Annotated in this window: 32 protein-coding genes, 2 tRNA genes and 1 pseudogene; 15 read left to right on the top strand and 20 right to left on the bottom strand. The window is 62.4% G+C overall.

All coding sequences use genetic code 11. The features are described 5' to 3' along the window. Positions 1-63: 63 nt before the first annotated feature. From AC13C2_RS12245 to AC13C2_RS12280, 8 genes are all read right to left on the bottom strand, one after another. Positions 64-903 (bottom strand): ATP-binding protein, encoded by an 840-nt coding sequence (locus tag AC13C2_RS12245; protein WP_092762967.1) that lies wholly within the window; start codon positions 901-903, stop codon positions 64-66. Further along, positions 900-1,748: a twin-arginine translocase subunit TatC gene (tatC, locus tag AC13C2_RS12250; RefSeq protein ID WP_092762968.1), complete on the bottom strand. Its 849-nt coding sequence runs from the start codon at positions 1,746-1,748 to the stop codon at positions 900-902. The genes AC13C2_RS12245 and tatC overlap by 4 nt, the downstream gene beginning before the upstream one ends. Further along, positions 1,745-2,386 (bottom strand): Sec-independent protein translocase protein TatB, encoded by a 642-nt coding sequence (tatB, locus tag AC13C2_RS12255; RefSeq protein WP_482886963.1) that lies wholly within the window; start codon positions 2,384-2,386, stop codon positions 1,745-1,747. Before tatB ends, tatC begins: the two co-directional genes overlap by 4 nt. Before the next feature lie 21 nt (positions 2,387-2,407). Further along, complete coding sequence (locus tag AC13C2_RS12260; RefSeq protein ID WP_092762970.1) at positions 2,408-2,668, bottom strand: twin-arginine translocase TatA/TatE family subunit; 261 nt, start codon at positions 2,666-2,668, stop codon at positions 2,408-2,410. Between the two features lie 121 nt (positions 2,669-2,789). Next, positions 2,790-3,983 carry a peptidoglycan DD-metalloendopeptidase family protein gene (locus AC13C2_RS12265; RefSeq protein ID WP_482886964.1) on the bottom strand — a complete coding sequence of 398 codons (1,194 nt, stop codon included), beginning with the start codon at positions 3,981-3,983 and terminating at the stop codon, positions 2,790-2,792. 43 nt (positions 3,984-4,026) lie between these two features. Then, positions 4,027-4,644 (bottom strand): protein-L-isoaspartate(D-aspartate) O-methyltransferase, encoded by a 618-nt coding sequence (locus tag AC13C2_RS12270; protein ID WP_092762972.1) that lies wholly within the window; start codon positions 4,642-4,644, stop codon positions 4,027-4,029. 24 nt (positions 4,645-4,668) lie between these two features. Continuing rightward, on the bottom strand, positions 4,669-5,463 hold the full coding sequence (gene surE, locus AC13C2_RS12275; RefSeq protein WP_092762973.1) for a 5'/3'-nucleotidase SurE: 795 nt from the start codon (positions 5,461-5,463) through the stop codon (positions 4,669-4,671). Positions 5,464-5,500: 37 nt separating this feature from the next. Further along, a complete protein-coding gene (locus AC13C2_RS12280) occupies positions 5,501-6,286 on the bottom strand; it encodes an enoyl-CoA hydratase (protein WP_482886965.1) in 786 nt (261 codons plus the stop codon). A gap of 56 nt (positions 6,287-6,342) precedes the next feature. Here AC13C2_RS12280 and AC13C2_RS12285 point away from each other — a divergent pair, with 56 nt between their 5' ends. Further along, a complete protein-coding gene (locus AC13C2_RS12285) occupies positions 6,343-6,792 on the top strand; it encodes a PaaI family thioesterase (protein ID WP_474521615.1) in 450 nt (149 codons plus the stop codon). Between the two features lie 2 nt (positions 6,793-6,794). On the opposite strand, the gene AC13C2_RS12290 is transcribed toward AC13C2_RS12285, so the two are convergent. Further along, positions 6,795-7,094: a hypothetical protein gene (locus AC13C2_RS12290; protein ID WP_474521614.1), complete on the bottom strand. Its 300-nt coding sequence runs from the start codon at positions 7,092-7,094 to the stop codon at positions 6,795-6,797. Positions 7,095-7,228: 134 nt separating this feature from the next. Continuing rightward, complete coding sequence (locus AC13C2_RS12295) at positions 7,229-7,456, bottom strand: DUF1127 domain-containing protein (protein WP_092762976.1); 228 nt, start codon at positions 7,454-7,456, stop codon at positions 7,229-7,231. A gap of 110 nt (positions 7,457-7,566) precedes the next feature. On the opposite strand from AC13C2_RS12295, the gene AC13C2_RS12300 reads away from it, so the two are divergent. The 9 genes from AC13C2_RS12300 to AC13C2_RS12340 all read left to right on the top strand — a co-directional run bounded on the left by AC13C2_RS12300 (position 7,567) and on the right by AC13C2_RS12340 (position 14,920). After that, positions 7,567-9,012, top strand: coding sequence for an aminotransferase-like domain-containing protein (locus tag AC13C2_RS12300; RefSeq protein WP_482886966.1), 1,446 nt, complete (start codon positions 7,567-7,569; stop codon positions 9,010-9,012). Positions 9,013-9,163: 151 nt separating this feature from the next. Further along, a complete protein-coding gene (gene rplM, locus AC13C2_RS12305; protein ID WP_092762978.1) occupies positions 9,164-9,625 on the top strand; it encodes a 50S ribosomal protein L13 in 462 nt (153 codons plus the stop codon). A gap of 2 nt (positions 9,626-9,627) precedes the next feature. Beyond that, positions 9,628-10,146 carry a 30S ribosomal protein S9 gene (gene rpsI, locus AC13C2_RS12310; RefSeq protein ID WP_092762979.1) on the top strand — a complete coding sequence of 173 codons (519 nt, stop codon included), beginning with the start codon at positions 9,628-9,630 and terminating at the stop codon, positions 10,144-10,146. A 169-nt stretch (positions 10,147-10,315) separates the two neighbouring features. Continuing rightward, positions 10,316-10,636, top strand: coding sequence for a hypothetical protein (locus AC13C2_RS12315; RefSeq protein ID WP_092762980.1), 321 nt, complete (start codon positions 10,316-10,318; stop codon positions 10,634-10,636). Between the two features lie 42 nt (positions 10,637-10,678). After that, entirely contained in the window at positions 10,679-11,599 is a 921-nt protein-coding gene (locus tag AC13C2_RS12320; RefSeq protein WP_092762981.1) for an ABC transporter permease, read from the top strand. Next, the gene (locus tag AC13C2_RS12325) at positions 11,599-12,396 is read left to right on the top strand and encodes an ABC transporter permease (RefSeq protein WP_092762982.1); all 798 of its coding nucleotides are present in this window, start codon (positions 11,599-11,601) and stop codon (positions 12,394-12,396) included. The genes AC13C2_RS12320 and AC13C2_RS12325 overlap by 1 nt, the downstream gene beginning before the upstream one ends. Further along, the gene (locus AC13C2_RS12330; RefSeq protein ID WP_482886967.1) at positions 12,393-13,490 is read left to right on the top strand and encodes an ABC transporter ATP-binding protein; all 1,098 of its coding nucleotides are present in this window, start codon (positions 12,393-12,395) and stop codon (positions 13,488-13,490) included. Before AC13C2_RS12325 ends, AC13C2_RS12330 begins: the two co-directional genes overlap by 4 nt. 21 nt (positions 13,491-13,511) lie before the next feature. After that, positions 13,512-14,360, top strand: coding sequence for a hypothetical protein (locus AC13C2_RS12335; RefSeq protein WP_482886968.1), 849 nt, complete (start codon positions 13,512-13,514; stop codon positions 14,358-14,360). Positions 14,361-14,458: 98 nt separating this feature from the next. Then, positions 14,459-14,920 carry an SH3 domain-containing protein gene (locus AC13C2_RS12340; protein ID WP_482886969.1) on the top strand — a complete coding sequence of 154 codons (462 nt, stop codon included), beginning with the start codon at positions 14,459-14,461 and terminating at the stop codon, positions 14,918-14,920. Here the strand turns inward: AC13C2_RS12340 and rnd are convergent. From rnd to purM, 3 genes are read right to left on the bottom strand one after another with little or no spacing between them, the layout of a single operon-like run. Next, a complete protein-coding gene (gene rnd, locus AC13C2_RS12345) occupies positions 14,917-16,074 on the bottom strand; it encodes a ribonuclease D (protein ID WP_424338089.1) in 1,158 nt (385 codons plus the stop codon). The genes AC13C2_RS12340 and rnd overlap by 4 nt on opposite strands. Positions 16,075-16,125: 51 nt before the next feature. Next, the gene (purN, locus tag AC13C2_RS12350) at positions 16,126-16,743 is read right to left on the bottom strand and encodes a phosphoribosylglycinamide formyltransferase (protein ID WP_482886970.1); all 618 of its coding nucleotides are present in this window, start codon (positions 16,741-16,743) and stop codon (positions 16,126-16,128) included. Next, positions 16,740-17,789, bottom strand: coding sequence for a phosphoribosylformylglycinamidine cyclo-ligase (gene purM / locus AC13C2_RS12355; RefSeq protein ID WP_482886971.1), 1,050 nt, complete (start codon positions 17,787-17,789; stop codon positions 16,740-16,742). Before purM ends, purN begins: the two co-directional genes overlap by 4 nt. Positions 17,790-17,891: 102 nt before the next feature. Between purM and AC13C2_RS12360 the strand changes: the two genes are divergently transcribed. Further along, positions 17,892-18,788 (top strand): sterol desaturase family protein, encoded by an 897-nt coding sequence (locus AC13C2_RS12360; protein WP_474521604.1) that lies wholly within the window; start codon positions 17,892-17,894, stop codon positions 18,786-18,788. A gap of 2 nt (positions 18,789-18,790) precedes the next feature. Here AC13C2_RS12360 and AC13C2_RS12365 read toward each other — a convergent pair whose 3' ends face one another. Continuing rightward, positions 18,791-19,003, bottom strand: a complete 213-nt coding sequence (locus AC13C2_RS12365) for a hypothetical protein (protein ID WP_092762993.1) — start codon at positions 19,001-19,003, stop codon at positions 18,791-18,793. Positions 19,004-19,135: 132 nt separating this feature from the next. Continuing rightward, positions 19,136-19,558 carry an ABZJ_00895 family protein gene (locus tag AC13C2_RS12370; RefSeq protein ID WP_482886972.1) on the bottom strand — a complete coding sequence of 141 codons (423 nt, stop codon included), beginning with the start codon at positions 19,556-19,558 and terminating at the stop codon, positions 19,136-19,138. A gap of 54 nt (positions 19,559-19,612) precedes the next feature. On the opposite strand from AC13C2_RS12370, the gene AC13C2_RS12375 reads away from it, so the two are divergent. Beyond that, a tRNA-Ile gene (locus AC13C2_RS12375) sits at positions 19,613-19,689 on the top strand. Positions 19,690-19,717: 28 nt separating this feature from the next. Here AC13C2_RS12375 and AC13C2_RS12380 read toward each other — a convergent pair. Then, complete coding sequence (locus AC13C2_RS12380) at positions 19,718-21,025, bottom strand: ATP-binding protein (protein ID WP_339640727.1); 1,308 nt, start codon at positions 21,023-21,025, stop codon at positions 19,718-19,720. On the opposite strand from AC13C2_RS12380, the gene AC13C2_RS12385 reads away from it, so the two are divergent. Both AC13C2_RS12385 and AC13C2_RS12390 read left to right on the top strand, forming a co-directional pair. Next, complete coding sequence (locus AC13C2_RS12385) at positions 21,024-21,908, top strand: MBL fold metallo-hydrolase (RefSeq protein WP_092762999.1); 885 nt, start codon at positions 21,024-21,026, stop codon at positions 21,906-21,908. The genes AC13C2_RS12380 and AC13C2_RS12385 overlap by 2 nt on opposite strands. 71 nt (positions 21,909-21,979) lie before the next feature. Next, positions 21,980-22,054 (top strand) — tRNA-Asn (locus AC13C2_RS12390). 66 nt (positions 22,055-22,120) lie between these two features. On the opposite strand, the gene AC13C2_RS12395 is transcribed toward AC13C2_RS12390, so the two are convergent. Both AC13C2_RS12395 and AC13C2_RS12400 read right to left on the bottom strand, forming a co-directional pair. Beyond that, a complete protein-coding gene (locus AC13C2_RS12395) occupies positions 22,121-22,777 on the bottom strand; it encodes a hypothetical protein (RefSeq protein WP_482886973.1) in 657 nt (218 codons plus the stop codon). Positions 22,778-22,897: 120 nt separating this feature from the next. Beyond that, complete coding sequence (locus tag AC13C2_RS12400; RefSeq protein WP_482886974.1) at positions 22,898-23,209, bottom strand: hypothetical protein; 312 nt, start codon at positions 23,207-23,209, stop codon at positions 22,898-22,900. A 99-nt stretch (positions 23,210-23,308) separates the two neighbouring features. Here AC13C2_RS12400 and AC13C2_RS12405 point away from each other — a divergent pair. Further along, a pseudogene (locus AC13C2_RS12405) lies at positions 23,309-23,592 on the top strand (transposase); the annotation flags it as partial. A gap of 58 nt (positions 23,593-23,650) precedes the next feature. Here AC13C2_RS12405 and AC13C2_RS12410 read toward each other — a convergent pair. Beyond that, the gene (locus AC13C2_RS12410) at positions 23,651-25,012 is read right to left on the bottom strand and encodes a sensor histidine kinase (protein ID WP_482886975.1); all 1,362 of its coding nucleotides are present in this window, start codon (positions 25,010-25,012) and stop codon (positions 23,651-23,653) included. Continuing rightward, positions 25,005-25,676: a response regulator transcription factor gene (locus AC13C2_RS12415; RefSeq protein WP_092763050.1), complete on the bottom strand. Its 672-nt coding sequence runs from the start codon at positions 25,674-25,676 to the stop codon at positions 25,005-25,007. The genes AC13C2_RS12410 and AC13C2_RS12415 overlap by 8 nt, the downstream gene beginning before the upstream one ends. Between the last annotated feature and the right edge of the window lie 24 nt (positions 25,677-25,700).

Raw genomic sequence — 25,700 nt, forward strand, 5'->3', positions numbered from 1 at the left:
CTGCCGAGATGAAAGCCATGATATGAACGGTTCGCAAATTTTTATCTCTGCGAAAATGGGACGTTACAGAGAAATCCCCTGCCTCCCCGCCAAATCGACAAAGAATTGCCAGGCCACCCGTCCCGAACGCGACCCACGCGTCGCCTGCCATTCGACCGCCTGGGCGCGCAGGTCGGCGTCCGAAACGGTCACGCCGTAAGCATCGCAATAGCCCCGGATCATTGCCAGATAGGCGTCCTGATCGCAGGCGTGAAATCCCAGCCACAGGCCGAATCGGTCGGACAGCGATACCTTCTCCTCGACCGCTTCCGACGGATTGATGGCCGATCCGCGCTCGTTCTCGATCATGTCGCGGGGCATCAGATGGCGACGGTTCGACGTGGCATAGAAGATCACGTTATCGGGCCGCCCTTCGATCCCGCCGTCCAGCACCGCTTTCAGCGACTTGTATGCCGCGTCATCATGGCTGAAGCTCAGGTCGTCGCAATACAGCACGAACCGGTGCGGCACATCGCGCAACACGTGCAACAGGTTTCCGACGGTCTGGATATCCTCGCGCTGCAACTCGACCAGTTTCAGTCCAGTTTCCTCAAGATCGCCGTGGACAGCCTTGACAAGGCTTGATTTTCCCATTCCCCGCGCACCCCAGAGCAGGGCATTGTTGGCGGGCAACCCCTCGGCGAACCGGCGGGTATTATCCAGAAGCGTATCGCGCGCCCGGTCGATACCCAACAACAGGTTCAGGGGGATGCGGTTCGGACTTGGCACCGGCAACAGGCGGTCGGGTGCCGTGTCCCAGACATAGGCCGATGCACTCCAGTCCGGCGCTGCGAACGGCGCGGGCGCCAGACGATCCAGCGCCGCGGCGATCCGATCCAGCGCATCACCCTGCCCGTCGCTCAAAACGTCTCGTCCTCGTCCAGCAGGCCTTCTTCGCGCATCCGCTTTTCACGCTGCCGTTCGACCATACGCACCAGCCAGATCGAAATTTCGTAAAGCCCGAAAACCACCACGAACAGGATCAGCTGCGTCACCACGTCGGGCGGTGTCACGAGGGCTGCGACCAAAAGGATGCCGACCACGGCATATTTGCGCACGCCGGCCAGTCCGGCGGAACTGACCAGTCCCGCCTTGCCCATCAGCGTAAGCAGGACCGGAAGCTGAAAGCACAGACCAAAGGCCACGATCATCTTGAGAGAGATGTCGAGCGACTCGTTCACCTTGCCTTGGAACACGATGCCGATGCCCGACGCGCTGACGCCGTCGGCTCCTTCGGCCACCAGAGCGGCCAAAAGGGACGCGGCATCCGCGAACCCGAGGAAAAACTGCATCGCCAGCGGCACGACCACGAAATGCGCGAAGGCCGCGCCAAGGACGAACAACAGGGGTGAGGCGATCAGGAACGGTAGGAACGCATTCTTTTCCTGCTTGTAGAGACCGGGTGCCACGAACCGCCACAACTGATGCGCGATGACGGGAAACGACAGGATCAGCCCGCCCACGACCGACACGCGGATCAGGGTAAAGAAATACTCCTGAGGGGCGGTATAGATCATCGTCGGGTTCGGGTTGCCCAGAGACCGCATGGTATTTTCAATCGGCAAAAGCAGAAATTTCAGAATCTGCTCGGCCACGATGAAAGACAGGATCATACCGATCAGGAACGCCGCGACGGACCAGATCAACCGGGTCCGAAGCTCCGCCAGATGCTCGATCAGCGGGGCGGAGCTGTCGTCCATCTCGCTCATGCCTTGCCCTCCGACTTGGCCGGAGAAGGCTTCTTCGCCGCGGGCTTGCGGGCCGCGGGCTTCTTGGCGGCTGGCTTCTTGGCGGCGGGATTGCGGGCCGCGGGCGCCTTTTGGGCGGCAGATTTCGCTGCGGCGGGCTTGGCAGCGGCCTGTTTCGGTTTGGTCTGTTTACGCGGGGTCTGCTTGGGCGCGGCCGCAGCGGGATCGGGCACCAGATCCGGCTCGTCCGACATCTCGGCGGCTTCGGCTGCCAAGCGCGCCTCGGCGCGAGCGGCGGTTGCCGCCTGGATCTTGTCGCGCGCGGCGGCGCGGTCCGGACTCAGGCCCGCGTCGGGCTTGGCGGCCGTTCCATCGGCTTCGTCGGGATTCCAGGCGCTTAACTCGCCCGTGGCGTCCTTGATGGCATCCAGCCCGAACTGCTTGGGATCGGCCGCTTTGCGCAAATCACCCGCGATATCCTTCACACCGCTGTCCTCGGCCGCGTCATTCATCGCAGTCTGGAATTCGCGGGCCATCTTTCGGGCCTTGCCGGTGAACTCACCCAGCGTACGGAACATGCGCGGCAGATCCTTCGGACCCACCACGATCAGGGCGACGACGCCGATGACCAGCAATTCGCTCCAGCCGATGTCGAACATGTCAGCGCCCCTGGGTCGCGATCAGACCTTGTCCTTCTTCGCCGCTTCCGGCGTCACGTCGCGCGCGGCGGTCCCGTCTGCCAGCGCCGGATCGGCGGCAGTGGACGTGGTGGCCGTGGTGTCGGGTTCATCGTCCTTCGAGCCGTCCGCGACGCCTTTCTTGAAGGACGTGATGCCCTTGCCGACTTCGCCCATCAGCGAGGAAATCTTGCCCCGACCGAATAGCACAAGAACGACGACGGCGATAAGAAGAAGGCCCGGCAGGCCAATGTTGTTGAGCATGGTAAGTCTCCCTCGAAGGGGCCTCTCGACAGGCCCGCAGTCTGCGTTTCGGACATTACTTACGCATTGAGGCGGGCACATGAAAGCGCCCGCACGCAAATTTGCTTGGGTCTCGCGATGATCAGCGCAGCAAGGGGGCCGGGTCGATCGCATCGAAGCCGCGCCGCACCTCGAAGTGCAGGAACGCCGGGTTGCCGCCGCCAACACTGGCGACGCGCTGACCCGCAGTGATCGAATCGCCCTTGGACACACGGATGTCCTTGATGTTCGCATAGACCGTCAGCAACCCGTCGGGATGGCGCAGCACCAGGATCGGTACCTGATCGGTATCCCGCGTGATCGCGGCGACGGAGCCCCCGGCGGCCGCCAGAACGGCAGTGCCCTCGGCGGCACGTATGTCTATGCCTTCGATACCGTCCGAAAACGAACGCAGCACCTCGCCCGATACCGGCCTGCGCAGCCCCGTGGTCGCGGCGGAGGCAGCAGGAGCGGCGGTGGCGGCGGCAGGCGTGACGGGCTGAGCCGCCGGTTCAGGCGCGCTGGCCGCCGTGCGGAACTGATCGAGGTTCGGACTTTCGGGCAGCGCCTCTGCTTCGATCGTCTCGGGCAGGGCCGAACTGGCCGAAGGCGGCAGCGGAGCACCGGACCCCAATCCCGAACCGGCCGTCGCCACCTGTTCTGCGCCGTCGATGCCGATCACCAACGGGATCAGCAGATACTGGCCTTCGCGGACAGCCAGATCGGTGCCCAGGCCGTTCCAGTCCGCCAGAGAAGCCGGGCTGACTCCGTATAGACGTGCGATGGAAAATGCCGTCTCGCCACGGGCGACGCGGTGACGGACCGGTTCCTGCCCGTCTTGCACGGCGACCTGCGCCGGGGCGTTGCCGCCCGATGCGCGATCAATGGCGGCACCCGCGATCGAGGTGATGTCAGGGCGCCCGTTCGTCCCGGACGCGCCGGGCACGATGCGACTCGGCAAGGCCAGAACCGCGTCCTTGTTCAGGCGGCTGTCTGGCTCCATCCCGTTGAAACGGGCCAGTTCGGTGGCGGAATATCCGATGCGGCCAGCGACAGACGTGACCGTATCGCCGCGTCGCGCCACGACGACCTGATAATTCGGATAGGTGATAAGACCATTCGCATCGGGCGATGGCCGTTCAGCGACCGAACGTTGCACCCCTTCAGACGTGTCGATCGTGCCAGCCTGATTTCGTAGATCGAAGTCGAGGTTCCCTGACTGGAATTCCGCGCATCCCGCAAGGACGCCCACACCCATCAGAAGCCCCACCCATGCGGTTCTGCCTGTTCTGGACATCACTGTCCCCCTGTCACTGCCCAAATTCGGGATGCCACGTCCTTTAGTCGTGTTCCACCCCCTCCACCAATGGCACGAAGCGCACTGGCGAAAGTTCGTCGTAATCGTATCCGTCCGGCGTGCGCGTCACCTTGATCAGCATCTGGATGTGATCCGACACGCCCACCGGTACCACCATGCTACCCCCGATACGCAGCTGTGCCAACAGCGGACCGGGCGGATCTTCGGCAGCGGCGGTAACAAGAATGCGGTCGAAGGGTGCCTGTTCGGGCAGACCGAAACTGCCATCGCCGGTGATCTGGGTGATGTTCGACAGACCCATCGCCTGATGATTCCGCTGAGCGATCCGCGTCAGGGCGCGGTGGCGTTCGACGGTATAGACCCGCCGCGCCAGATGCGACAGGATCGCGGACTGATATCCGGTGCCGGTCCCTACCTCCAGCACCTTGTCGCGCGGCTGCACGTCCAGCGCCTGTGTCATCAGGCCAACCACGCTGGGCTGGCTGATGGTCTGGCCGACCGCGACCGGCAGTGGCACGTCGTCATAGGCCCGCGCTGCGAATGTCTCGGTCACGAAGAGCGCGCGGTCCACCAGTTCCATCGCCGTCAGAACGCGCGCATCCGTCACGCCGCGCGATCGCAGAGACAGTTGTAGGCGCATGGTGTTTTCGGGTGTCACGGAACCTCAGTCGCTGTATTTTGGAAAAGCGATCCGAAGATCGTCCAGCGCGGCGGCGTCGGTCAGGTCGCACCGCATCGGAGTGACCGACACCCAGCCATCCATGTTGGCCTTGACGTCGGTGCCGGGCTGCGTCGCCTCGGCCTGCGCGGACCCCTTGATCCAGAGATACTTGCGACCCGAGGGTGCGGTCTGCGGCGCGACCGACATGCGTGCGTCGCCGCGATAGCCTTGCGCCACTGCCGCCAGACCGCGCACCCGTTGGGCGGGGCACGGCGGAAAGTTGACGTTGTAGAACAGTTTGTAGGCATCGCCGCCCCAAGGCGCGTCGGCCCACAGACGCCTGACGCAGTCTGCACCGTGTTCGGCGGCCGCTTCGAAGGGATTGTCCAGGTGGACGTTGTCAGGGCCATAGAACTGCGACAAGGCGATGCCGCGGATACCCTGCAACGCCGCCTCCATCGCGGCGCCGATGGTGCCGGAATAGACCGTGTTCTCGCCCGCGTTGTTGCCCCGGTTCACGCCCGACAACACCAGATCGACCGGCCCGTCGACCAGATCGCCCAGGCCCGCCAGAACGCAATCCGCAGGCGCGCCTTCCAGCGCAAACCGGCGCGGGCCAAGCTGACTGATCATCGACGGCTTGACATAGTTGATGCAGTGCCCGACGCCCGACTGCTCGAACGCGGGCGCAACGGTCCAGACTTCGCCGTCGTCGCCCGCCACGGCGGTGGCGATGTCGTGCAGCACGGCCAGACCCGGAGCCGAGATGCCGTCGTCGTTGGTAATCAGAATGCGCATGAAAGGCCCCTTTCGCCCTCCTGTTATGTTGCCGGGGTCACTGCGTCCAGCGGGGCGCGCGCTTTTCCAGAAAGGCCTGTATCCCCTCTGCCGTGTCGTCGTCCGCCAGATTGGCCACCATCGCATCACGAGTCAGGTGATAAGCCGCCTCCACGGGCAATTCGGCCTGGGCATGGAACACGCCCTTGCCGATACGCACGGCGGTCGACAGCTTTTCCGCAACCTTTCCCGCAATGGCCGCTACCGCGTCATCCAGCGCGGATTGCGGCACGGCGCGATTTATCAGCCCCGCCGTGACCGCCTCGGGCGCGGTCAGGAAGGCACCCGTCGACAGCATCTCGAACGCTCGCTTTCGTCCGACATTGCGGGTCAGGGCGACCATGGGCGTGGAACAGAACAGACCGATATCGACCCCGTTCACACCGAACTCCGCGTCCTGGGACGCAATCGCCATGTCACAGGTTGCCACCAACTGACAGCCGGCGGCGGTGGCGAGGCCCTGGACACGCGCGATCACCGGCTGGGGCAGGGTCTGGATGGCAGCCATCACGGCGCTGCATCGGTCAAACAAATCGCCAAAAGCAGCCGCCCCGCCGTCCTCGTGCTGGCGCATGTCCTGCATTTCGCGAAGGTTGTGTCCGGCACAGAATGCTCGGCCCGCCGCGCGCAGGACGACGACGCGGGACGACCCTTCCGAAATGTCTGACAATTGATCGCGCAGGGCGGCCAGCATTGCATCCGAGAGGGAATTGAGTGTGCCGGGGTCATTCAGCGTCAGGGTCGTAATGCCATCGGCGTCGGCCCGAAGTAAAATGTCAGACATTTGAAATCCTCCTCGATCCGTGGCGATAAGGGTGCGACCGGAACGGGGGGGATGCAATGACGGAAATGACTGGGCCGAAAACGACCGGGCTGAAAATGGATGCGCGCGCGCTGCAACGGTTTCTGTCGGCCGAATTCCTGCAGGTGGCCGAGGATTTCACGCTGGACCGCGTCGATATGGATGGCCTGACTGTTCGCATGACAGTCGCCGACCGGCATCTGCGCCCCGGCGGCACGGTGTCCGGTCCGTCGATGTTCGCGCTGGCCGATGTGGGCGTCTATCTGGCGATCCTGTCGCGGATCGGTCCGGTCGCGCTGGCTGTGACGACAAATTGCTCCATCGACTTCATGCGCAAACCCGTCGCCGGGGCCGACCTGATCTGCGAGGTGCGGATCCTCAAACTGGGGCGCGCGCTGGCGGTGGGGGATTGTCTGCTTCGATCGGAAGGCGACGTCCGGCCCGTAGCGCGGGCGACACTGACTTATTCCATCCCGTCCGTATCCTGACGTCATTCGGCGCGGCAGGTCACGGCGGCGATACGATCCACATCTTCTGGCGCAATGCTGTTGAAGACGGCAATGCCGGTTCCGGTGCTGACTGTGGAATTGGCCAAAGGCTCTCCTTCGGCATCTTCCGCAAGACAATAGAGGACCGTGTTTTCGGCATCGTCTCCTGTCATGCTTTCGACGGCGCATTCGACTCCGCCTGCGGTGGCTTTGCAGTCCAGTGTATCGAGATCGGCTTCGGGATCGACCGGCTGCGCCAGGGCGGAACCGGCAGAGAGGGCGAGAATCAGAAGGGGTCGCATGGCTGGCTCCGTCGTTTGTTGATGCGGCTCAACGCAAAAGCCGCGTCGACGGTTCGCTCAAATCTTGTGCCCCGCATAAAAAAGGACCGGGTGTCCGCAGACGACCCGGCCCAGGGGGGAAGTGTCCGGACGCCTCATGCGCGCCAGAACGGCTTTGCCACCTCGTGCAGCACTTCGGCGGTGGTCAGACCGATATCGGGATATTGTATCGCATCGAGACGCTTGAGCCCGGCGCGCGTCCGCGCCCGTGTCTCCCATTTGGCCAGCGTCGATCCGGCGGCAATCAGCGCAGTGGCGACTGGCGAAGCGCCGGAGACAGCGTATGCGTTGAGGGCGGGGTGATCGAATGCGAGGGCCGTCATGGTCTGTTCCTTTCGGGATATAACCTTGTGCTTGTATTGATACAATTTCACCGCTAGGGTGTGATTTATAGATACAATCTTCCCGCACCCGAATCCAGCGATACATTGTGATGAATACAATTCCGGATACGAATGTAATTCAGGTCTCGTTTGGCGAGGATTCCCGGCCAAAGTATGCGGTGCTGGAATCCGCCGTGCGGGCCGCCATCGACCGGGGCGCCCTGCCCCCCGGCACCCGCCTGCCCCCGGTGCGCGAACTGGCATGGAAGATCGGCGTCACGCCGGGCACCGTCGCCCGGGCCTATAGCCGCCTGACCGACAAGGGCATCCTGAGTGCCGCGGTCGGGCGCGGGACATATGTAGCGGAGCCGGTCAGTGCCCGGCCTGCCCCACTGATCGCCGATGTGATCGAGGACATGATCGAGGTCGACTCGATCCCGCATCGCACCGGCGGCGACAGCTATGAGGTCAACCTTTTCTCGCCGCATCTGCCTGCAAAAGGGCAACATCTGCTGATCCGGAAACTGCTCGCTCAAGTGGCCGAAAATCCGCCGTCGGGCATGATGCACTATCCCAGTCGCGGTGGGGCGCAGGCAGCGCGCGAAGGCGTTCTGGCCTGGCTCGACAACACGCCGCTCGGCCCGGTGAGCGAGTCGGACATCGTTCTGACCCATGGCGGGCAAAGCGCCATTTTCCAGGTCCTGCAGACCGTGCTGACCGGATCGAAGCCGACCGTTCTGGTCGAGGCGCTGTCCTATCCGGGGTTCCGCCGTGCCGCGCAGGCATTGCGCGCCAATGTCGTGCCTGTCGCGATGGACCGTCATGGCATCGTCCCCGAAGCGCTGGCGGAAGCGGCGCAGGGATGCGACGCGCAGGTCCTCTGCACTTCCCCGGAAGTTCACAACCCGACCTGCATCTTCACGCCGGAGACCCGGCGGCTGGAAATCGTCGAGGTCGCCCGCGCCCACAACCTTCAGATCATGGAGGACGATTGCTACCGAATGGGCCGGTCGCAGGCCGCCTGCTATCGCAGATTGGCACCGGAACGGGGCTGGTATGTCTCCTCGATCGCAAAAACGGTAACCCCGGCGCTGCGTTTCGGGTTCGCCATTGCGCCCGGCGACTGGACGCCCGCGCTGCGGCGGTCGGCGGAACACGGCTATTTCGGCCTGGGAACCCCGCTGACCGATCTGGCGGGGCTGTTGCTGCCGCATCCTGATCTGCCGGGACAAAGCGCCGCCGCACGGGCCGAGGTCAATCGTTATATCCAGACCGCCGCGAACCATCTTGGCGGCTATGACCTGAACTGGCGTATGGATGTGCCGTTCCTCTGGCTGACCCTGCCCGGAGGGTGGCGCGCCGGCGCCTTCTGCCAGGCCGCAGCCGGCCTTGGCGTCCGCATCCGCGCCGCCGAGGAGTTTGCGGCCCGCGACGACCATACGCCCCATGCCGTGCGGCTGGCGATCAATGCGGGCGTCAGCCTGACCAGCTTCGAAGCGGCGATCCGGCGTCTGCGCGACCTGCTGGACAACCCATCGGAGCGGATTGGGGTCTGAACGGATGGGGTAAAATAAAACCCCATTCGTAAACAACTGATTATACTGTTTTATTACAATATTTTGCGCGTTGACGCCGTCAATGCCGCCTCTATAAGGCCTCCATGCGGGGCCTGGCCCCATCGTCATTCACCCAGAGAAGGGCAAGGCCATGAAGACCTTTACCATGACCCCCGACCTGATCGACAAGAAATGGATCCTGATCGACGCCGAAGGCGTGGTTCTGGGGCGTCTTGCGTCAGTCATCGCCACGCGCCTGCGCGGCAAGCACAAGGCGACATTCACGCCGTCCATGGACATGGGCGACAATGTGATCGTGATCAACGCCGACAAGGTGCAGATCACCGGCAACAAGCGTGAAAAGCCGCATTACCGGCACACAGGATACCCCGGTGGTATCAAGTCGCGCACGACGCAGGAAATCCTAGATGGCAAGTTCCCCGAGCGGGTCGTTATGCAGGCGGTCAAGCGGATGCTGCCCGGCAACAAGCTGTCGCGTCACATCATGACGAACTTGCGCGTCTATGCCTCCGCCGACCACCCGCACGAGGCGCAGTCGCCCGAAGTGCTGGACGTCAAATCGATGAACCCCAAGAACCACAGGAGCGCTTGAGCATGGCCGAGCAACTGAACTCCCTCGAAGACCTCAAGGGCGCCGTCGACACTTCCGGTTCGACCGCCTCCACTGACGGTGGCGAGACTGTCCTGCTGGACACCTCCGCCCCGCGCGAGCCTGTCCGCGACGAGCTGGGCCGCAGCTATGCCACCGGCAAGCGCAAGGATGCCGTCGCCCGCGTCTGGATCAAGCCCGGTTCCGGCAAGGTTGTCGTCAACGGCAAGGACGTGAACACGTATTTCGCGCGTCCCGTGCTCCAGATGATCCTGAAGCAGCCGTTCGAGATCACCGACCGCGAAGGTCAGTTCGATGTCATGGCGACCGTCAAGGGCGGTGGTCTGACCGGACAGGCCGGTGCCGTGAAGCACGGTGTCTCCAAGGCCCTGCAACTGTATGAACCCGGTCTGCGCGGCGCGTTGAAAGCGGCAGGTTTCCTGACCCGCGACAGCCGTGTCGTCGAGCGGAAGAAATACGGTAAGGCCAAGGCCCGCAAGAGCTTCCAGTTCTCCAAGCGCTAAGTCTCGGCCTCGCATTGCGATTGTCGAAGGGTCCGCCATGTGCGGGCCCTTTTCGCATACCCCTGGGCCGTTGGCTGCCATCGTTTAGCCTGCGCCGAACCCCGCGCAGACGACATGGATTTGCGCTGAGCATTGCAGGACGACCGTTCATGCGGCTCTATCGCTGCAAATGGCCCGTTTCATCTTCACCCGTATCCTTCTGTTCATCATCGCCGTCTGCGGCTGGGCTCTGGTCGGGTTCGGAACCATGATCGCCGGACGCGGCGTGTTCCTTTATGCGATGGACCCGGTGCTGATGGGCACCGGCGGCGGACTGGCAATCGGCGGCTTGCTGGTGGTGGCTCAGACACTGGCGGCGCGGGTTCAGGTCGTCACGGCGGAAACCACGGCGGCGATCCTTGCGCGACTGGACGCGCAGGCCAAGGCGACAGTACCGGCCCTGCACCGCAATACGGGTCTACGGGCCACGCCCCGTCAAACCGGCGACTGATACGGGTGACCACTTGCGAAGGCGACAAACGTCGCGCATGACATGCGTTATCGCTTGGGGGTGCCGTTGGATCAGGACAGCAAACGCGGATTGACGCTGATCGCGCCGCCGTTCCTTTATGCGGTCGCGTTGATGGCGGGTCCGATGCTGGCCATCGTGCTGTTCAGTTTCTGGACGCAGGATTACCTGACCATCGACCGCACCCTGACCCTGGCCAATTACCGCGAGGCGCTGACCGACCCGATCTATCGCGCCATCATGGGGCGCAGCCTGTGGATTTCGGGGCTGGTGACGCTGATCACCGTTCTGCTGGCTTTTCCGGTCGCCTATTACGTCAGCTTTCGCGTGCGTCCTGACCGAAAAAGCCTGTGGCTGTTCCTGATCACCATTCCGTTCTGGACAAGTTACCTGCTGCGGATATTCCTGTGGAAGGTGATCCTGGGCTACAATGGCGTGTTGAATTCGATTCTGGATTACATCAACGTCCCGCTGGAAGCCTTTGGAAATGCAACTGGAATCCTCTGGATGCAGGAGGGGCTCAGCGCGCCGCTCTATTCGGCAAGCGCCGTCGTCCTGACCCTGTCCCACGCCTTTGCGCCCTTCGCCATCCTGCCGATTTTCGTAGCCCTGGAAAAGATCGACCGCAGCCTGCTGGAGGCGGCGCGCGACCTGGGCGAAACCGCGCTTACCGCGTTCTTTCGTGTGACCCTGCCACTGGCCGCGCCGGGCATCGTGGCCGCGCTGCTAATCGTGTTCATCCCGACAGTCGGGGATTATGTCACCCCGGCGCAGGTCGGCGGGCCCGGCGGGCTGATGATTGCCAACATGATCCAGACGCAGTTTCTGGGTCTCAACAACGCGCCGATGGGCGCAACACTGGCGGTAATCGCCATGATACTGGTCACGATCATCGCGCTCGCCACGGTCTGGCTGGCGCGCAGACTGGCCGGGGGACCGCGCTGATGCTGCGTTTCTATGTATTCGCCTTCCTTCTGTTCCTCTATGCGCCGATCCTGCTGTTGCCGGTGTTCGCCTTCAATTCGGGCACGGTGATTGCTTTCCCGCTGGATGGATTCACGCTGGACTGGTTCGCCGAGCTCTGGACCAATGCGGAGCTGCATCGCGCGCTGGGCAATTCACTGATGGTCGCGGGCGCCTCGTCGGTGCTGTCGGTATTGCTGGGATTGGCGGCGGCGCGGGCCAACGTGCGCTATCGTTTTCCGGGCAAGGCGGCGGCGCTTGGTCTGGTGATGCTGCCACTCGTGCTGCCCGAGATCATCGTTGCGACGTCGCTTCTGGTGGTGGTTGTCCGGTTCTTCGGCTGGTCGCTGTCGCTCTGGACCGTCGTCGCGGCGCATGTCCTGATCAGCACGCCCTTTGCGATTGCCATCCTGAACGCCAGCTTTCAGGCCCTCGATCCGGCGCTCGAAGAAGCGGCCATCGATCTGGGCGAGACCCGTGCCTCGACCTTCCGGCTGATTACCCTGCCTCTGATCATGCCGGGCATCGTGGCCGCGCTGCTGATCTGTTTTACGATCTCGCTCGACGAATTCATCATCGCGTTCTTCCTGACCGGCAGCGACACCACCCTGCCCGTCTATATCTGGTCGCTGCTGCGGTTTCCAAAGCTGCTGCCCGTCATCATGGCGCTGGGCACGATCCTCGTGCTTGTGTCGGTGCTGATTTTGACGCTGGCCGAATGGAACCGCCGCCGTGGCATCGCGCGCATGGGTGGCAAAGATACCGGAGGGTTTCTGTGACCGAATTACATGCGCGCGCATCCGGAGATGTGCTGATTCATCTGACAGGCATCCAGAAATACTATGGCGATTATCATGCCCTGCGCGGCATCGACCTGGACATCCGCGCGGGCGAGTTCTTCTCCCTGCTGGGGCCGTCGGGGTGCGGCAAGACGACGTTGCTGCGCGTGATCGCGGGGTTCGAGGATGTATCCGGGGGCACTGTCGTCATCTCGGATCGGGACATGACCAAGCTGTCACCCAACAAGCGGCCCACCAATATGGTGTTCCAGTCCTATGCCATTTTCCCTCATCTGAGCGTTACCCAGAACGTCGGATTCGGCTTGCGCAAACGGTCGGACCTGAATGCCGAAGTCAAGGCCCGGCTGGTCGCGGAGGCACTCGACATGGTCGGGCTTGGCGGCTTTGGCGGGCGGGCGGCCAACGCACTGTCCGGGGGGCAGCGGCAACGGGTCGCGCTGGCCCGTGCGCTGGTGCTGCGGCCCAAGGTTCTGCTGCTGGACGAGCCGCTGAGCGCGCTGGACAAGAAGATGCGCGAACAGATGCAGGTGGAATTGATCCGCCTGCAACGGCAGGTCGGCATCACCTTCATTCTTGTCACCCACGACCAGGAGGAGGCGCTGGTCATGTCCGACCGCATTGCCGTCATGTTCGAGGGCGAGATCGCGCAACTGGCCGAGGCCGAGGATCTGTATCGCAGGCCCGTCAGCCGCCGCGTGGCCGAATTCATCGGCACGATGAACTTCCTGCCCGCGACGGTCGACGACGACGTGGTAGAAGTCGCGGGGCTGGGCAAGATCGTGGTGGACGACCTGCAGTCGATCGCGACGACCGACGGGGAGCCGGTAGTCGGGTTCCGGCCCGAAACCGCCACTCTCCTGTTTCCGGGGCAGACGTCGGAGGGCCGGGTGGCGGACGGCAGCGTCACCGAAGTGGTCTATTACGGAGATATGACCTATTACGATGTCCGGCTGGACGGGTGCGATGCCCCGGTGCGGATCTCCATGCGCAACGTGTTCGGACGGCCCGTGCTGGATATCGGCACACAGGCGCGGCTGGCCTGGTCGCCGGGCGCTCTGACGCTGTTTCGCTGATTTGTCCGGAAATGATGACGTATGACACTGACTGTCTTCCTTGCGGTACTCGGTGCGGCGGCCCTGCATGCAGTCTGGAATGCGATGGTCAAGGGCGGCAGCGACAAGCTGTTGGGCATGGCCGGTATCATGCTGGGTCACGTTCCCTTCGCGCTGGCCAGCCTGCTTTTCGTCCCCTTGCCCGCCGCCGGGGCCCTGCCATGGATGGTTGGCGGCATGGCGCTGCATTTCGGGTATCAGATGTTCCTGATCAACTCCTACCGGATCGGCGATCTGACGCAGGTCTATCCTATCGCCCGCGGGTCCGCGCCCCTGATCGTGGCCGCCGTTTCAGTCGTGCTGTTGGGCGTCGACCTTGCGCCGATGGAGCTTCTCGCTGTCCTGATCATCGGGCTTGGGATCGTCAGTTTGGGACTGGCCCGGCATGCGGACGGGCTTCGCAACGGACGCGCCGCGTTTCTGGCGCTTGTCACGGGTGGGTTCATAGCGGGGTATTCGCTGGTCGACGGCACCGGCGCGCGGGCCGCGGGCACCGCCGTGGGCTATTACGCATGGCTTTCCATAGGGAACGCGGCGATGATGGCGCTCTATCTCGCGCTGCGGTCGCCTGGCACGTTCCGGCAACTCGCCGGACCGGGGAAAAGGACCTTCTGGATCGGTGGCGGCGCTTCTTTCGTGGCCTACGCCATTGTCACCTGGGCCTTCACGCAGGCCCCGATCGCCCTTGTCACCGCCCTGCGCGAGACGTCGATCATCTTCGCGCTGTTCATCGGTGTCATGATCCTGCGAGAGCCTCTGAACCTGATGAAGTTATTTTCGACCATGACGACCCTGCTGGGTGCGGCCCTGCTGCGTTGGGCGCGGACCTGACGGCGCGACAGCGGGCGAGAATGCGTCGCGCCAACGGTTGATCCTGTCGCAGCGGCGGGCCACGATGCACCAGACAACAAGGCTACCCGGAGATCCCCATGCGACACGTGCTATTTATGGCGTTCCTGCTGCTCGTCCCGCTCGGTGCAATGGCGCAAACGCTTTACGTGGCGCAGACCGACGACGGTTATCTGAATATGCGAGCCGGTCCCGGCACGCGATTCGACGTCATCCGCCGCCTGTCCCCCGGCGACCGCGTGGACGTAGAGGAGACGCTGGGCAGATGGTACTATATCCGCCTGTCGTCCGGCGAACGTGGCTGGGTGTCGGGCAATTATCTGGAACGCGGGGAAAAGCGGGCGGGCAATGTGCTGTTCGTCAAGCAGACCTCCGACGGATATCTGAACTTCCGCGCCGGACCCGGAACAAGCCACCGCATTCTGCGCCGCGTCTATCCGGGCGACCGGCTGGTTCCATTGCGAACCCAGGGCGACTGGATCGCCGTGCGCCACGCCACCGGGGCCGAAGGATGGGTGCATGGCGCCTACGTGTCGCGCTAAAGCGACACGATCCGAACTTCGTTACCCTTGCAGGCAAGCGCGATCTGGCCTTCGCACAGACGCAGGGCATCGGCCCCGAAGACCTCGCCCCGCCATCCCCTGGCCCAATCGCCAGACCGCTCGCCCGCAGCGATGTCGTCCAGATCGGATGCCGTGGCGATCAGTTTGGACGCCACGCCCGCCTGTTCCGCCTTGGCCTTGAGCAGCACGCGCAGCAGGTCGGCCAAAGCGGCATTGATCTGGTCGCGGCTTTTCTGGTCGGGCAGCTTGGGCATGTCTTCACGCGGGATCGCCTGCCCCGTGGCCACGGCGGCAAGGATGCCGTCGGCGATCGGACCTTTCCGGGCCTCGCGCAGCAAAAGACGGGCCTTGGACAGATCGCCCGCGTCCCTGGGCTTCATCGAGACCAGTTCCAGCAGGGCATCGTCCTTGTAGACGCGTGTGCGCGGCACGTTGTTCGACTGGGCATAGGTCTCGCGGAAAGCGGCCAGTTCGCGGGCGATGGCGACGTAGCGCGGCGACGGATTCCGCATCTTGAGACGCTTCCACGCGCTGCGCGGCTCGACCCGATAGGTGGCGGGGTCGCGCAGGATATCCAGTTCCTCCTCGACCCAGGCCTGACGGCCGGATTTTTCCAGTTCCGCGGCCAGATATTCATAGATCACCCGCAGATGCGTCACGTCGGCCAGCGCATATATCTTCTGCGCGTCCGACAGCGGACGGCGCGACCAGTCGGTGAAACGCGAGGATTTATCGATCTGCGCCTTGGCGACCTTGCGGGCCAGCGTCTCGTATCCGACTTGTTCGCCGAAGCCGCAGACCATCGCCGCGATCTGCGTATCGAACAGCGGCGCAGGAATGGTGTCGCCTTCTATGGCGAAGATTTCGAGGTCCTGACGTGCAGCATGGAATACCTTCACGACGGAGGTATCGCGGAACAAGTCATACAGGGGGGCAAGGTCGATGCCGTCGGCCAGCGGATCGACCAGGACGGCATCGGTCTCGCCATCGCCGGGATAGGCCAGCTGCACGAGGCAGAGTTTCGAATAATACGTCCGCTCGCGCAGGAATTCCGTGTCGACGGTGACGTAGGGGGCTTTCGCGGCCTCGGCGCAGAAGGCGGCAAGCGCCTCGGTCGTGGTCAGCGTTGTAATCTGCGAGGCGGGAATGGCGGCGACCTTTCGGAACGGATGTGTCGGGCCGGTCTAGTTGATATTCACAACAGGGGGAAGGTCCAGCCGGGTGCGATCACCACCCGCGAAACGGCGCAGAACGGCGGGGTAAAGCCGATGCTCCTGAATCAAGACGCGGGCCGCCAGCGTATCGGGCGTATCGTCCGGCAGGACGGGCACGCGAGCCTGTCCCAGAATGGGGCCGTCGTCCAGTTCGGCAGTGACTTCGTGAACCGAACATCCCGCCTCTGCATCGCCTGCATCGATGGCGCGGGCATGGGTGTGAAGGCCCTTGTAGAGCGGCAGGAGCGAGGGGTGAACGTTCAGCATCCGGCCCTGCCAGGCACGTGTGAAACCCTGCGTCAGAATGCGCATGAACCCGGCCAGCGCGATAATATCGGGAGCGTCTTCGGCCAGACGGATCTGCAAGGCGGCCTCGAACGCGGCGCGATCGGGATAGGCGCGATGGTCGATGGCGGCAGTCGGGATGCCCAGGGCGGCTGCGCGTGCCAGCCCGCCCGCGTCGGGGTCGCTCGACAGCACCAGACAGGGCCGCGCCGGGTGGTCGCCGGTCATATCGCGGGCCAGAACCTCCATGTTGGAGCCGCCGCCGGAAATCAGGATCGCGACTTTTTTCGCACTGTCGCTCACCAGCGCGGATCGCCGGAATAGCGGATGCCTGCGCCGTCGGTGACCGTGCCCAGACGGGCAACGGTTTCGCCCTGACCCGTCAGCACTTCGGCCAGCGCGTCCGCGCGGTCGGCGGACACGACCACAACCATGCCGATACCGCAGTTGAAGGTCTTGAGCATCTCGTCCCGCGCGATGCCCCCGGCCTGAGCAAGCCAGCCGAAAACGCCGGGTGCCTCCCAGGAGGACAGATCGATATCGGCACCCAGGCCGTCGGGCAGGATGCGGGGCAGGTTTTCGGTCAACCCGCCGCCGGTGATATGGGCCAGCGCGTGGACCCCGCCCGCACGGATCGCGGCAAGCGCGGGTAACACGTAAAGTCGCGTCGGCGTCAGCAGGGCCGCGCCCAGCGTGGCATCGGCGAAGGGTGCGGGATCGTCCCACGTCAGCCCCGCGTGCTCCGCCACCCGGCGCACCAGACTGAACCCGTTGGAATGCACCCCGTCCGAGCGCAGGCCCAGCAACACGTTGCCCGCAGCGACCCCTGCGGGCAAGTCGCTGCCCCGCTCCATCGCGCCGACCGCGAACCCGGCAAGGTCGAAATCGCCCGCGTGATACATGCCGGGCATCTCGGCCGTCTCACCGCCGATCAGGGCGCAGCGGCTGGCCACGCACCCCGCCGCGATGCCTTCGACGATCTGCGCCGCGTCTTCGGTGACCAGCTTGCCTGTGGCGAAGTAGTCGAGGAAGAACAACGGCTCCGCCCCCTGGCACACCAGATCGTTGACGCACATCGCCACAAGGTCGATGCCGACCGTGTCCATCCGTCCCGTATCGATCGCCAGCCGCAACTTGGTGCCGACACCGTCAGTCGCCGCGACAAGGATAGGATCGGAATAACCCGCGCCCTTCAGGTCGAACAGCGCGCCGAACCCACCCAGACCGGCCATCGTTCCGGGCCGCTCGGTGGCTTTCGCAGCGGGCTTGATGCGATCGACAAGGGCGTTTCCCGCGTCGATATCCACGCCTGCATCGGCATAGGTGAGGCCATTTTTCGTCATCGTCATCCCGACCTGTCTGTTTGTCGGCTGCGGCGTATCAGCCGGGGCAGTTCGCTTCAATGGTGCAAGCTTGACGGCGGGTAAGGGTTTGCCTGAAATGCGCCCGATATGAGGGCCGATATGGAATTGATGGACATCTACGGCGCCTTCTTCGGGATGCAATCGCTGCTGGCACCGGAATATATCGTGCCCGCCATGATCTTTGCTTTCGGCCTGTGGCTGTGGCGGCGACCGGGAATCGGGTTCTGGGCCTGGCTGACGCCCCGGTCGATCTGGGGTCACAGGTCGCACCGGCTGGACCTGATCCTGTTCGGGATCGGGCGTCTGCTGGTGCTGTCGGGTCTGCTGACGCGACTGACGGTGACGCCGTTCATCGCCACCTGGGTCGCCGACGCGATCGGCAGCGGAGCGGTCGAGATGTCTCCCTGGACGCTGGCGGCGCTGATGTTCGTGGTGGGCGACCTGACGCTTTACTGGATGCACCGCGTGCTGCATGGCTGGTCCGCGATCTGGCCCCTGCATGCGCTGCATCACAGCGCCGAAGTGATGACCCCTGTGACCGCCTATCGCCATCATCCCCTGATGCAGCTGATCGTTCCGCTGGGTTATTCCGCAGTGATCGGCATCGTGTCCGGTCTGGCGATCGGCGTGCTGGATGCGGGACCCACGGTGGCGGAAATCGCCGGGGTGAATGCCTTTCTGGTAATCAGTCACGCGGCTTTGGCCAACTTCCGGCACAGTCATGTCTGGATCGGCTATGGTCCGGTGCTGGAGCGGTTGTTCATCTCGCCGGCGCAACATCAGATCCACCATTCCACCCTGCCCCGACATCACGGGCGCAACTTTGGCGAGGTCCTGTCGGTTTGGGACTGGATGTTCGGCACGCTCTATCTGACGCGGGGCATCGAAGTTGTGCAGTTCGGGTTGGAGGATGAGCCGAAGCTCACCACTCATACCCTGCGCGCGGCCCTGTGGGAGCCGCTGCGGCGTCTTGGGCGTGGCTGAAGCTATTCGTCCGTTGTCGTCGCGCTCGTGTCCGTCGCAGCCCGGCTGCCAGCGAAGATTGCCGCGCCGATGACGATGATGGCGGCGATCAGGAAGCCGCCGTTGCTGTCGGACCCGCCGCTGGACGGCGCGGGCTGAAGCACGCCTGCGTTGCCGGAGCCGAGGGACAGACTGCCGATCAGAACGGCGGCAGCGAGGGTTTTCGTCAACTTCATGAAAATACTCCGGTTGTGCGCGTGGACCTTAGGAACGACATGACGCTGCGGCAAGCGTAAACGCCTCATGAAATTCTCTCGGTGATTGATATTCTGCTTGATGGGACAGGCGGTTTCGCAGGTCAGAAACCTTCAGCCGCGCAGCACAGCCTTTGCCCCCATCGTCACGAAGAACCTGTTCACCAGCACCGACATGACGAAAACCACAGCCATGATCGCCATCAGCGTCAACATGGCCCCGGTGTCCAGTTGGAAACCCGACAGCGCGACCAGTGCGAACATGGCGATCGCCAGTTGCAGGGCCAGCGCGATAAGCCCGCCGAATACCGCGAATCGCCAGGCCGCAGCACTGTCGGGCACCGCGCCGATGGCCCGGCCCCAGCCTTGACCGGCGGCGAGTGCGGCGATCATCGGGGGAATGATTGCTATGGCACCGGAGGGAATCGCCACTGCGAAAACCTGCACGACGATCATGCCGAGTGCGGTCAGCGCAATATGCGTCCCGACAAGAACCAGGGTATATCGGACCAGAAATGGTGTTCGCGCGTCGGTCATCCTGTGTCTCCTGTCTTGACCCCTCCGGGCCATCTGGTATCGCATCGACCCAGGGGGCCTGTAGCTCAATTGGTTAGAGCAGGGCGCTCATAACGCCTTGGTTGCGGGTTCAAGTCCTGCCGGGCCTACCATATTCCCCCTGCCCCGCGCGCCGTCCGATCAGCGCGGCACGACGATCTCGGCTTTCAGGCCGCCCAGGTCGGAGACCCCGAGCCGCAAGGCTCCGCCATGCGCGCGGGCCACATCGCGTACGATGCTCAGTCCCAGACCTACGTTGCCGGATGTATTGGAGCGCGCTGCATCCAGCCGAGCAAAGGGGCGCATCGCCTCCATATGGTCCTTGCGTGCGATACCCGGCCCGTCATCCTCGACCACGATCACGATGGACGAGGTGGCAAGCTGCATCGATACCCGCACCTCAACTCCGTATCTCAGCGCATTCTTGACAAGGTTCGCAACCGCGCGGCGCATCCCGTCGGGAAAGATATCCGCTTCAACCGGGATGCCCGTGACCCGCAGGTCGCGCCCGGGCGCAGCCATCGCAACGGCTTCGCGGACCAGTGAAAGAACCTCGGTGCGGGTCCGTTCGTCCGTTGCGCTTTCGCGCGCGAAGTCGAGGAAGGTGTCGATGATCCGCTCCATTGCATCGACGTCGTCGGCCAGCGCCTGTGCCTCGGCCGAGTCCATCATCGACAGCTCCAGTTTCATCCTGGTCAGCGGCGTCCTGAGATCGTGGCTGACACCCGAGAGCAGGAGCGTGCGTTGTTCGATATGGCGATCTATCCGGGCGCGCATGTCCAGAAACGCCATGCCCGCCGCCCGCACCTCGGTCGCACCGGAAGGACGGTAGTCCGTCATCTGGCCGCGCCCGAAGGCCTGGGCCGCGCGGGCCAGACGGCGAATCGGGCGGATCTGGCCGCGCATGAACAGAAAGGACACCGCCGTCATCAGGATCGCGGTTCCGAACATCAGCACCAAAAGCTGATGCGGATTTGCCGTCGAGACTTCGTTGCGGGAAAACATCAGGCCGGTCCCGTCCGCGAACCCCAGGCGCACCTTCTTGCGATCGGTGCGCGTGTCGATGGTCACCAGATCGGGAAAGCGGCTCATCAGCGTGTCGCGCATTGCACGGCCTGACAGATCCCAGAACCGCGTCATCATGGCATCGGGCGGGTCGACAAACGCGATCTCCAGCGGTTCTCCCAGTTCCGGTCGCGACCGGACGAGGGTGATTTCGCGCGCCATGTTGGATGTCATCTGAACCGTGGCATCCTCGTAATGGCGTTGCAGGAACATCACCGCCACGGCAAGCTGGATCGCGACGACCGGAACGATCAGGATCAGCGCGGCGCGGGCATAAAAGCTGCGTGGCAACCAGCGGCGCAGCAAGCTGCTGCGATACGGGTCCGAACGGACGGGGTCGTGTCCGGGACGATCGAGACCGGAAGGATCCAGAGGAGTGTACATGACCGAAAGCTACCCCTCCGACGGCCGGGTTGGAAGCGATCTGATCCGGGTATTGGCTCCGAACCCCTCGCCCATGACCGCCGAGGGGACGAACACCTTCGTCCTGGGCAGGTCCGATGTCGCCATCATTGATCCGGGTCCAGCCCTGGACGCGCATCTGGACGCAGTGGAACGGGCGGTGGCGGGCCGCCGGGTTATCGCGATCCTGATTACACATTCGCATCTGGACCATTCCCCCGCCGCAAAACCGCTGTCGCGCCGGCTGCAAGCGCCGGTGCTGGGGTTCGGCCCGTCGACGGCAGGCCGCACACCTGAGATGGAGGCTCTAACGGGTCTGGGTGGCGGAGAAGGCGTGGACCACGATTTCATGCCGGATCGGCTGTTGTCGTCGGGCGATCTCGTTTCAGGGGACGGTTGGTCGCTGCGCGCACACTGGACGCCCGGACATATGGCCAACCACCTGTCCTTTGAATGGGCAGAAGCGGCGACCGTATTCACCGGTGATACCGTTATGGGTTGGGCCAGCACGATGATTTCCCCGCCCGATGGCGATCTGGGGCAGTTCATGGACGCGCTGGACAGTCTGGAGCGGCTGGAAGCGAAGGTGTTTCATCCCGGCCACGGCGGACCGGTTCATGCCCCCGCCGCCCGCTGCCGCGCCTTGCGAGACCACCGGCAGGCCCGCACTGCGGCGATTCTGATGGCGCTGGACCAGACCCACACGATCCCGGGCATCGTGGCACAGATCTATGCCGACACCCCTCCCGCCCTTCTGGGGGCAGCGGGCCGCAATGTGCTGGCCCATCTTCTTCACCTGATTCAGCAGGGCCTGGTCACAGCCACCCCGGTAGCGGGCCCCGACGCATGCTACAGTCGCGCATGACACCCTGCACAAAAATACCACGCACCCCCCTTGCGCCACGCGCCGCGCTTGGCTAATCCCGCCCTCGGTATTCCGGCGTAGCTCAGCGGTAGAGCAGTTGACTGTTAATCAATTGGTCGTAGGTTCGATCCCTACCGCCGGAGCCAATCTTCCTTGATTTCATTGAGGAAATTGGCAATCCATAAAATCTACTAACAGCCTACTTACAGAATTTACTCTGTCGAAGCAGGTTCTTCGTTCGTCTGCGGCTCAAGCGATGTGCCGTTTTGCAACGCCTCAAGTAACTTCAATGGATCAAGTGCCTTAGACCGGAGACCTTCGATTTTCTTCTGATAACGGCCTGCGTCTGGACCCCAATCAAAGTATATGCCGTGGTCTTGTTGTCGAAGTTGATCTGCTTCATGGGCGTCAATAGATAGGGAAATGGTTGACAGAAGCAGAGTCGCGTCTTTGCCGACTACTTTCCCAAACACTTCAAGTTCGTAGTCGCCTGCTGCAAAGTCGAAGCCTCGTATGTCTATCGGAGTCAAAAAATGGTGATTGGTCGCAATGCCTGCTTCGCTAACAAACAAACCACTTCCACGGGCTAAATCTTTCTCGCCATATACCCAAACATTGAAGTTCTGTTGAGTTTCCCCACGACGCAATCGTATGAATAGATGTTCTAAAACCGTACCCCGCTTTCCCGTCGAATAGAGCAAGGTCCGCAGAAACACCTTTGAAATGCCACCTTCGCCGCCGTCGGGTCCGAAGAACACAACCGTAGGCCGCGTCATTTTTAACTTGCCCCGTCGAATCTGCGAAAACCAAAGTGTCGCTCCTGATATAAGCAATGCTAGAACTGAAATTGCGATAGTCGCAAATTGCATCGAAGTCTCCCGGCCTGAATTTGGACGAAGGTAACATGCAAGTTCCCGCAGTGACTATCCAATATGCACAAAAAAGCCGCCCCCCGAAGGGACGGCAGTTAGACACTCTTGCGGAGTTCGTTAAGGGTATTCGCACAACCCTGCAACGGTCGCGCGATGGTCGGCGGGAAGTGCCCACAGGGGCACCGCCAAGACGGCCGCTGTGGCAAGATCAAGGTCACCTAGCCCTTCCCCCGTCAGAACGTCCATGACGCTTTGTGCAGGCGACGACAGGGCCACAGTCAGCACGTCGGGCAGGTCTACCCCTAGCCGGTGCCCGAACAAGTGCGCCACGCGGTCAGCGGGCGACGGTAGGCCGTCAATGGGCCGTTCAATGCGGTCGGCGGCGAAGGGGGCGGCAAGCTGGCCTGTGGGCACCAAGGGCTTGGTCAAGGAACGCCACCCAGCTGGGGCAATTCCGCTCAGGATCGAAGGTGTCGAACGGAACGGGTGTGATCGTCCTTGCTTTCGACACGTAGTCTTCAGGCAAGTTATGATGCGGATTTATTCCGTGAGGCCCTGTTTGAAAGGGGGGGGCAAGCCCTGCATCCCCGGGCGGAAGTCGCGCGACAAACCTGTCAAATACGACAAGCGGCGATACAAGCAACGCAGTCGGATCGAGATCATGTTCGAACGCCTGAAAGACTGGCGTCGGGTTGCCACCCGCTACGACAGATCCCCGACGGTTCCTTTCATCAATCGCGCTCGCAGCAACCGTCTTGTTCTGGGTATACATCAATGATGTCTGGAGCCTAATTCCGCATGTTATGGGGTAACAGGATCCAGATCAGTCACCTTTCCGTTGCGGCCGCATTATCGTCATACAGCAGCAATTCATTTGGCTGGAGGTGGAAATCGAGCTTCGATCCGAAGGCCCGGTTGATTGTCTGAAACCTCAAGGTTCGCATGATGAAGTTCCGCGATCGCTTTGCACAGGCTCAACCCCAAACCGTTGCCCCCTGTCGTCCGGCTTTTCTCGCCGCGATAAAAGCGTCTGAACACCTTTTCACGATCTTGGGACGCGATTCCGGTACCAGTGTCAGAAACACTGAGAACTGGACATTCATCCATGTATGAGGTCGCCAGTGTTATCGTTGTGCCTTTGGGGGTATGCCGCAACGCGTTTTCAGCAAGATTGGAAATCAGCTGCATCAAAAGGTCGGGGTCGCCCAAAACGACGACAGGTTGATCCGACACCTTAAGATCAAGTTTTTGTCCGCCGTCCTCTGCCGAAGGTTCGAACGCTTCGTAAACGTTTGTGACGAGGCTTCGCAGGTCGGTGCGCTGAAATCGCTCGCGCCGATCCCCCGCTTCTATCTGAGCAATCCGTAAAAGCGCATTGAAGGTGCTGATGATGTCCTCGGTCTGTTCCAGCGCGATAACGGCGTCCTGGGGATTTATGACCTGCTGGCCGGACATCTTCTCCAGGCGCTGCCGCAAGCGTTGTAAGGGTGTGCGAAGATCATGTGCGATGTCGCTGGAAATCTGGACCTGACTTTCCATCAGGTTTTCAAGCTGTTCCAAGGTGTCGTTGATGCTGATGGAGACGCGTGACAAATCGTCGTTCGATGTAGCATCGGTCGGGATACGCGCAGCAAGCTGGCCCGCCGCCACCTGTTCCATTGTACCTGAGATCGCTTCAATCCTGCGCTCCGTCAGGCGGCCGACCCAAACACCCGCAAACGTCCCGAATGCCATGATGAGAATGAAACCGGCGACCAGCGTGATGCCAAGTGCCTCGAGAACCTCGGCTATGACATGGTTTCCAGTTCCTTGTAGCAGCGTATACGGACCAATGTTGCTTTGCGCGATCCAGTAACCAGAGACTTCGTCTGAATGCTCGCCCTCAATATCAACTCTGTCGGCTGGGATGTATCCTTCGGACACCGCCCCTTCCATTGCGTAAACATTACCTGCCAGTATTGTTCCGTCCGGGCCAAGTAGCTGAAAAATGCGTGCATTCTCGAAATTGACATCGGCCATGACATCGACGCTCTTGACCAGCTCTTGAATGCCGTTTTTGTCATAGATTTCAGCAAGGATTATTATATCCGAGGACATCTGATCGTGCAGCCAGTCGCGGACCTCGTAGTTAGTGAACCAATAGGCACCAACGAAGATGACAGCCGACAAGACAGAATAAAGGAATGCGAACTGCAGCGACAGTCGCAGCGATGTCCGGCCAAGCCTAAGCATGCATGCTGTATCCGGACCCGCGCACGGTATGGATCAATTGCCGGTCAAAGGATTTGTCGACCTTGTTCCTGAGCCTTGAGATGTGGGTTTCCACGACATTCGTCTTCGGATCGAAGTGGAAATCCCACACGCCTTCAAGCAGCATCGTCCGTGTAACCACCCGTTCGGCATTGCGCATAAGATAGACCAGCAGCCGGAACTCACGTGGCTGAATCTGGATCGGAGCCCCTGCCCTGACAACTGTGTGCTTGATCAGATCGACTTCCAGATCGGCAAGCTGCAATCTTGTCTCTTCGGTTTGCATCGGGGGTCTGCGTGCCAACGCCGTAAGGCGGGCAGAGAGTTCCGAAAATGCGAAGGGCTTCACCAGGTAGTCGTCTGCACCGGCTTCCAGACCATCGACCCTGTCGTTTATGCCGCCCATGGCGCTCAAAATGATGATTGGCGTGGCGACATCCGCGCTGCGGATCGACTTGACCAACGACAATCCATCCAGTCCCGGCAACATCCGGTCGATGACCATGACGTCAAAATCGCTGTCGAGCGCGCTGAGAAATCCGGTCTTACCATCTGCTGCCCGTTCGAACATATGCCCAAGCTCCCGCAGGCTTGAGCAGATGTAGTCGGCAGTTTCTTGATCATCTTCCACGATCAGGACGCGCATAGAGCTCACTTTCGAATTGTGTTT

This window comes from Jannaschia sp. L-14R, from assembly GCF_056857695.1.

Bases quoted from the DNA above. Each gene is read 5' to 3' on its own strand.
- tatC (WP_092762968.1), bottom strand. From the start codon at position 1,748: ATGAGCGAGATGGACGACAGCTCCGCCCCGCTGATCGAGCATCTGGCG.
- tatB (WP_482886963.1), bottom strand. From the start codon at position 2,386: ATGTTCGACATCGGCTGGAGCGAATTGCTGGTCATCGGCGTCGTCGCC.
- AC13C2_RS12260 (WP_092762970.1), bottom strand. From the start codon at position 2,668: ATGCTCAACAACATTGGCCTGCCGGGCCTTCTTCTTATCGCCGTCGTC.
- AC13C2_RS12265 (WP_482886964.1), bottom strand. From the start codon at position 3,983: ATGTCCAGAACAGGCAGAACCGCATGGGTGGGGCTTCTGATGGGTGTG.
- AC13C2_RS12270 (WP_092762972.1), bottom strand. From the start codon at position 4,644: ATGCGCCTACAACTGTCTCTGCGATCGCGCGGCGTGACGGATGCGCGC.
- surE (WP_092762973.1), bottom strand. From the start codon at position 5,463: ATGCGCATTCTGATTACCAACGACGACGGCATCTCGGCTCCGGGTCTG.
- AC13C2_RS12280 (WP_482886965.1), bottom strand. From the start codon at position 6,286: ATGTCTGACATTTTACTTCGGGCCGACGCCGATGGCATTACGACCCTG.
- AC13C2_RS12285 (WP_474521615.1), top strand. From the start codon at position 6,343: ATGACGGAAATGACTGGGCCGAAAACGACCGGGCTGAAAATGGATGCG.
- AC13C2_RS12290 (WP_474521614.1), bottom strand. From the start codon at position 7,094: ATGCGACCCCTTCTGATTCTCGCCCTCTCTGCCGGTTCCGCCCTGGCG.
- AC13C2_RS12295 (WP_092762976.1), bottom strand. From the start codon at position 7,456: ATGACGGCCCTCGCATTCGATCACCCCGCCCTCAACGCATACGCTGTC.
- AC13C2_RS12300 (WP_482886966.1), top strand. From the start codon at position 7,567: ATGAATACAATTCCGGATACGAATGTAATTCAGGTCTCGTTTGGCGAG.
- rplM (WP_092762978.1), top strand. From the start codon at position 9,164: ATGAAGACCTTTACCATGACCCCCGACCTGATCGACAAGAAATGGATC.
- rpsI (WP_092762979.1), top strand. From the start codon at position 9,628: ATGGCCGAGCAACTGAACTCCCTCGAAGACCTCAAGGGCGCCGTCGAC.
- AC13C2_RS12315 (WP_092762980.1), top strand. From the start codon at position 10,316: ATGGCCCGTTTCATCTTCACCCGTATCCTTCTGTTCATCATCGCCGTC.
- AC13C2_RS12320 (WP_092762981.1), top strand. From the start codon at position 10,679: ATGCGTTATCGCTTGGGGGTGCCGTTGGATCAGGACAGCAAACGCGGA.
- AC13C2_RS12325 (WP_092762982.1), top strand. From the start codon at position 11,599: ATGCTGCGTTTCTATGTATTCGCCTTCCTTCTGTTCCTCTATGCGCCG.
- AC13C2_RS12335 (WP_482886968.1), top strand. From the start codon at position 13,512: ATGACACTGACTGTCTTCCTTGCGGTACTCGGTGCGGCGGCCCTGCAT.
- AC13C2_RS12340 (WP_482886969.1), top strand. From the start codon at position 14,459: ATGCGACACGTGCTATTTATGGCGTTCCTGCTGCTCGTCCCGCTCGGT.
- purM (WP_482886971.1), bottom strand. From the start codon at position 17,789: ATGACGATGACGAAAAATGGCCTCACCTATGCCGATGCAGGCGTGGAT.
- AC13C2_RS12360 (WP_474521604.1), top strand. From the start codon at position 17,892: ATGAGGGCCGATATGGAATTGATGGACATCTACGGCGCCTTCTTCGGG.
- AC13C2_RS12365 (WP_092762993.1), bottom strand. From the start codon at position 19,003: ATGAAGTTGACGAAAACCCTCGCTGCCGCCGTTCTGATCGGCAGTCTG.
- AC13C2_RS12370 (WP_482886972.1), bottom strand. From the start codon at position 19,558: ATGACCGACGCGCGAACACCATTTCTGGTCCGATATACCCTGGTTCTT.
- AC13C2_RS12385 (WP_092762999.1), top strand. From the start codon at position 21,024: ATGACCGAAAGCTACCCCTCCGACGGCCGGGTTGGAAGCGATCTGATC.
- AC13C2_RS12380 (WP_339640727.1), bottom strand. From the start codon at position 21,025: ATGTACACTCCTCTGGATCCTTCCGGTCTCGATCGTCCCGGACACGAC.
- AC13C2_RS12395 (WP_482886973.1), bottom strand. From the start codon at position 22,777: ATGCAATTTGCGACTATCGCAATTTCAGTTCTAGCATTGCTTATATCA.
- AC13C2_RS12410 (WP_482886975.1), bottom strand. From the start codon at position 25,012: ATGCTTAGGCTTGGCCGGACATCGCTGCGACTGTCGCTGCAGTTCGCA.
- AC13C2_RS12415 (WP_092763050.1), bottom strand. From the start codon at position 25,676: ATGCGCGTCCTGATCGTGGAAGATGATCAAGAAACTGCCGACTACATC.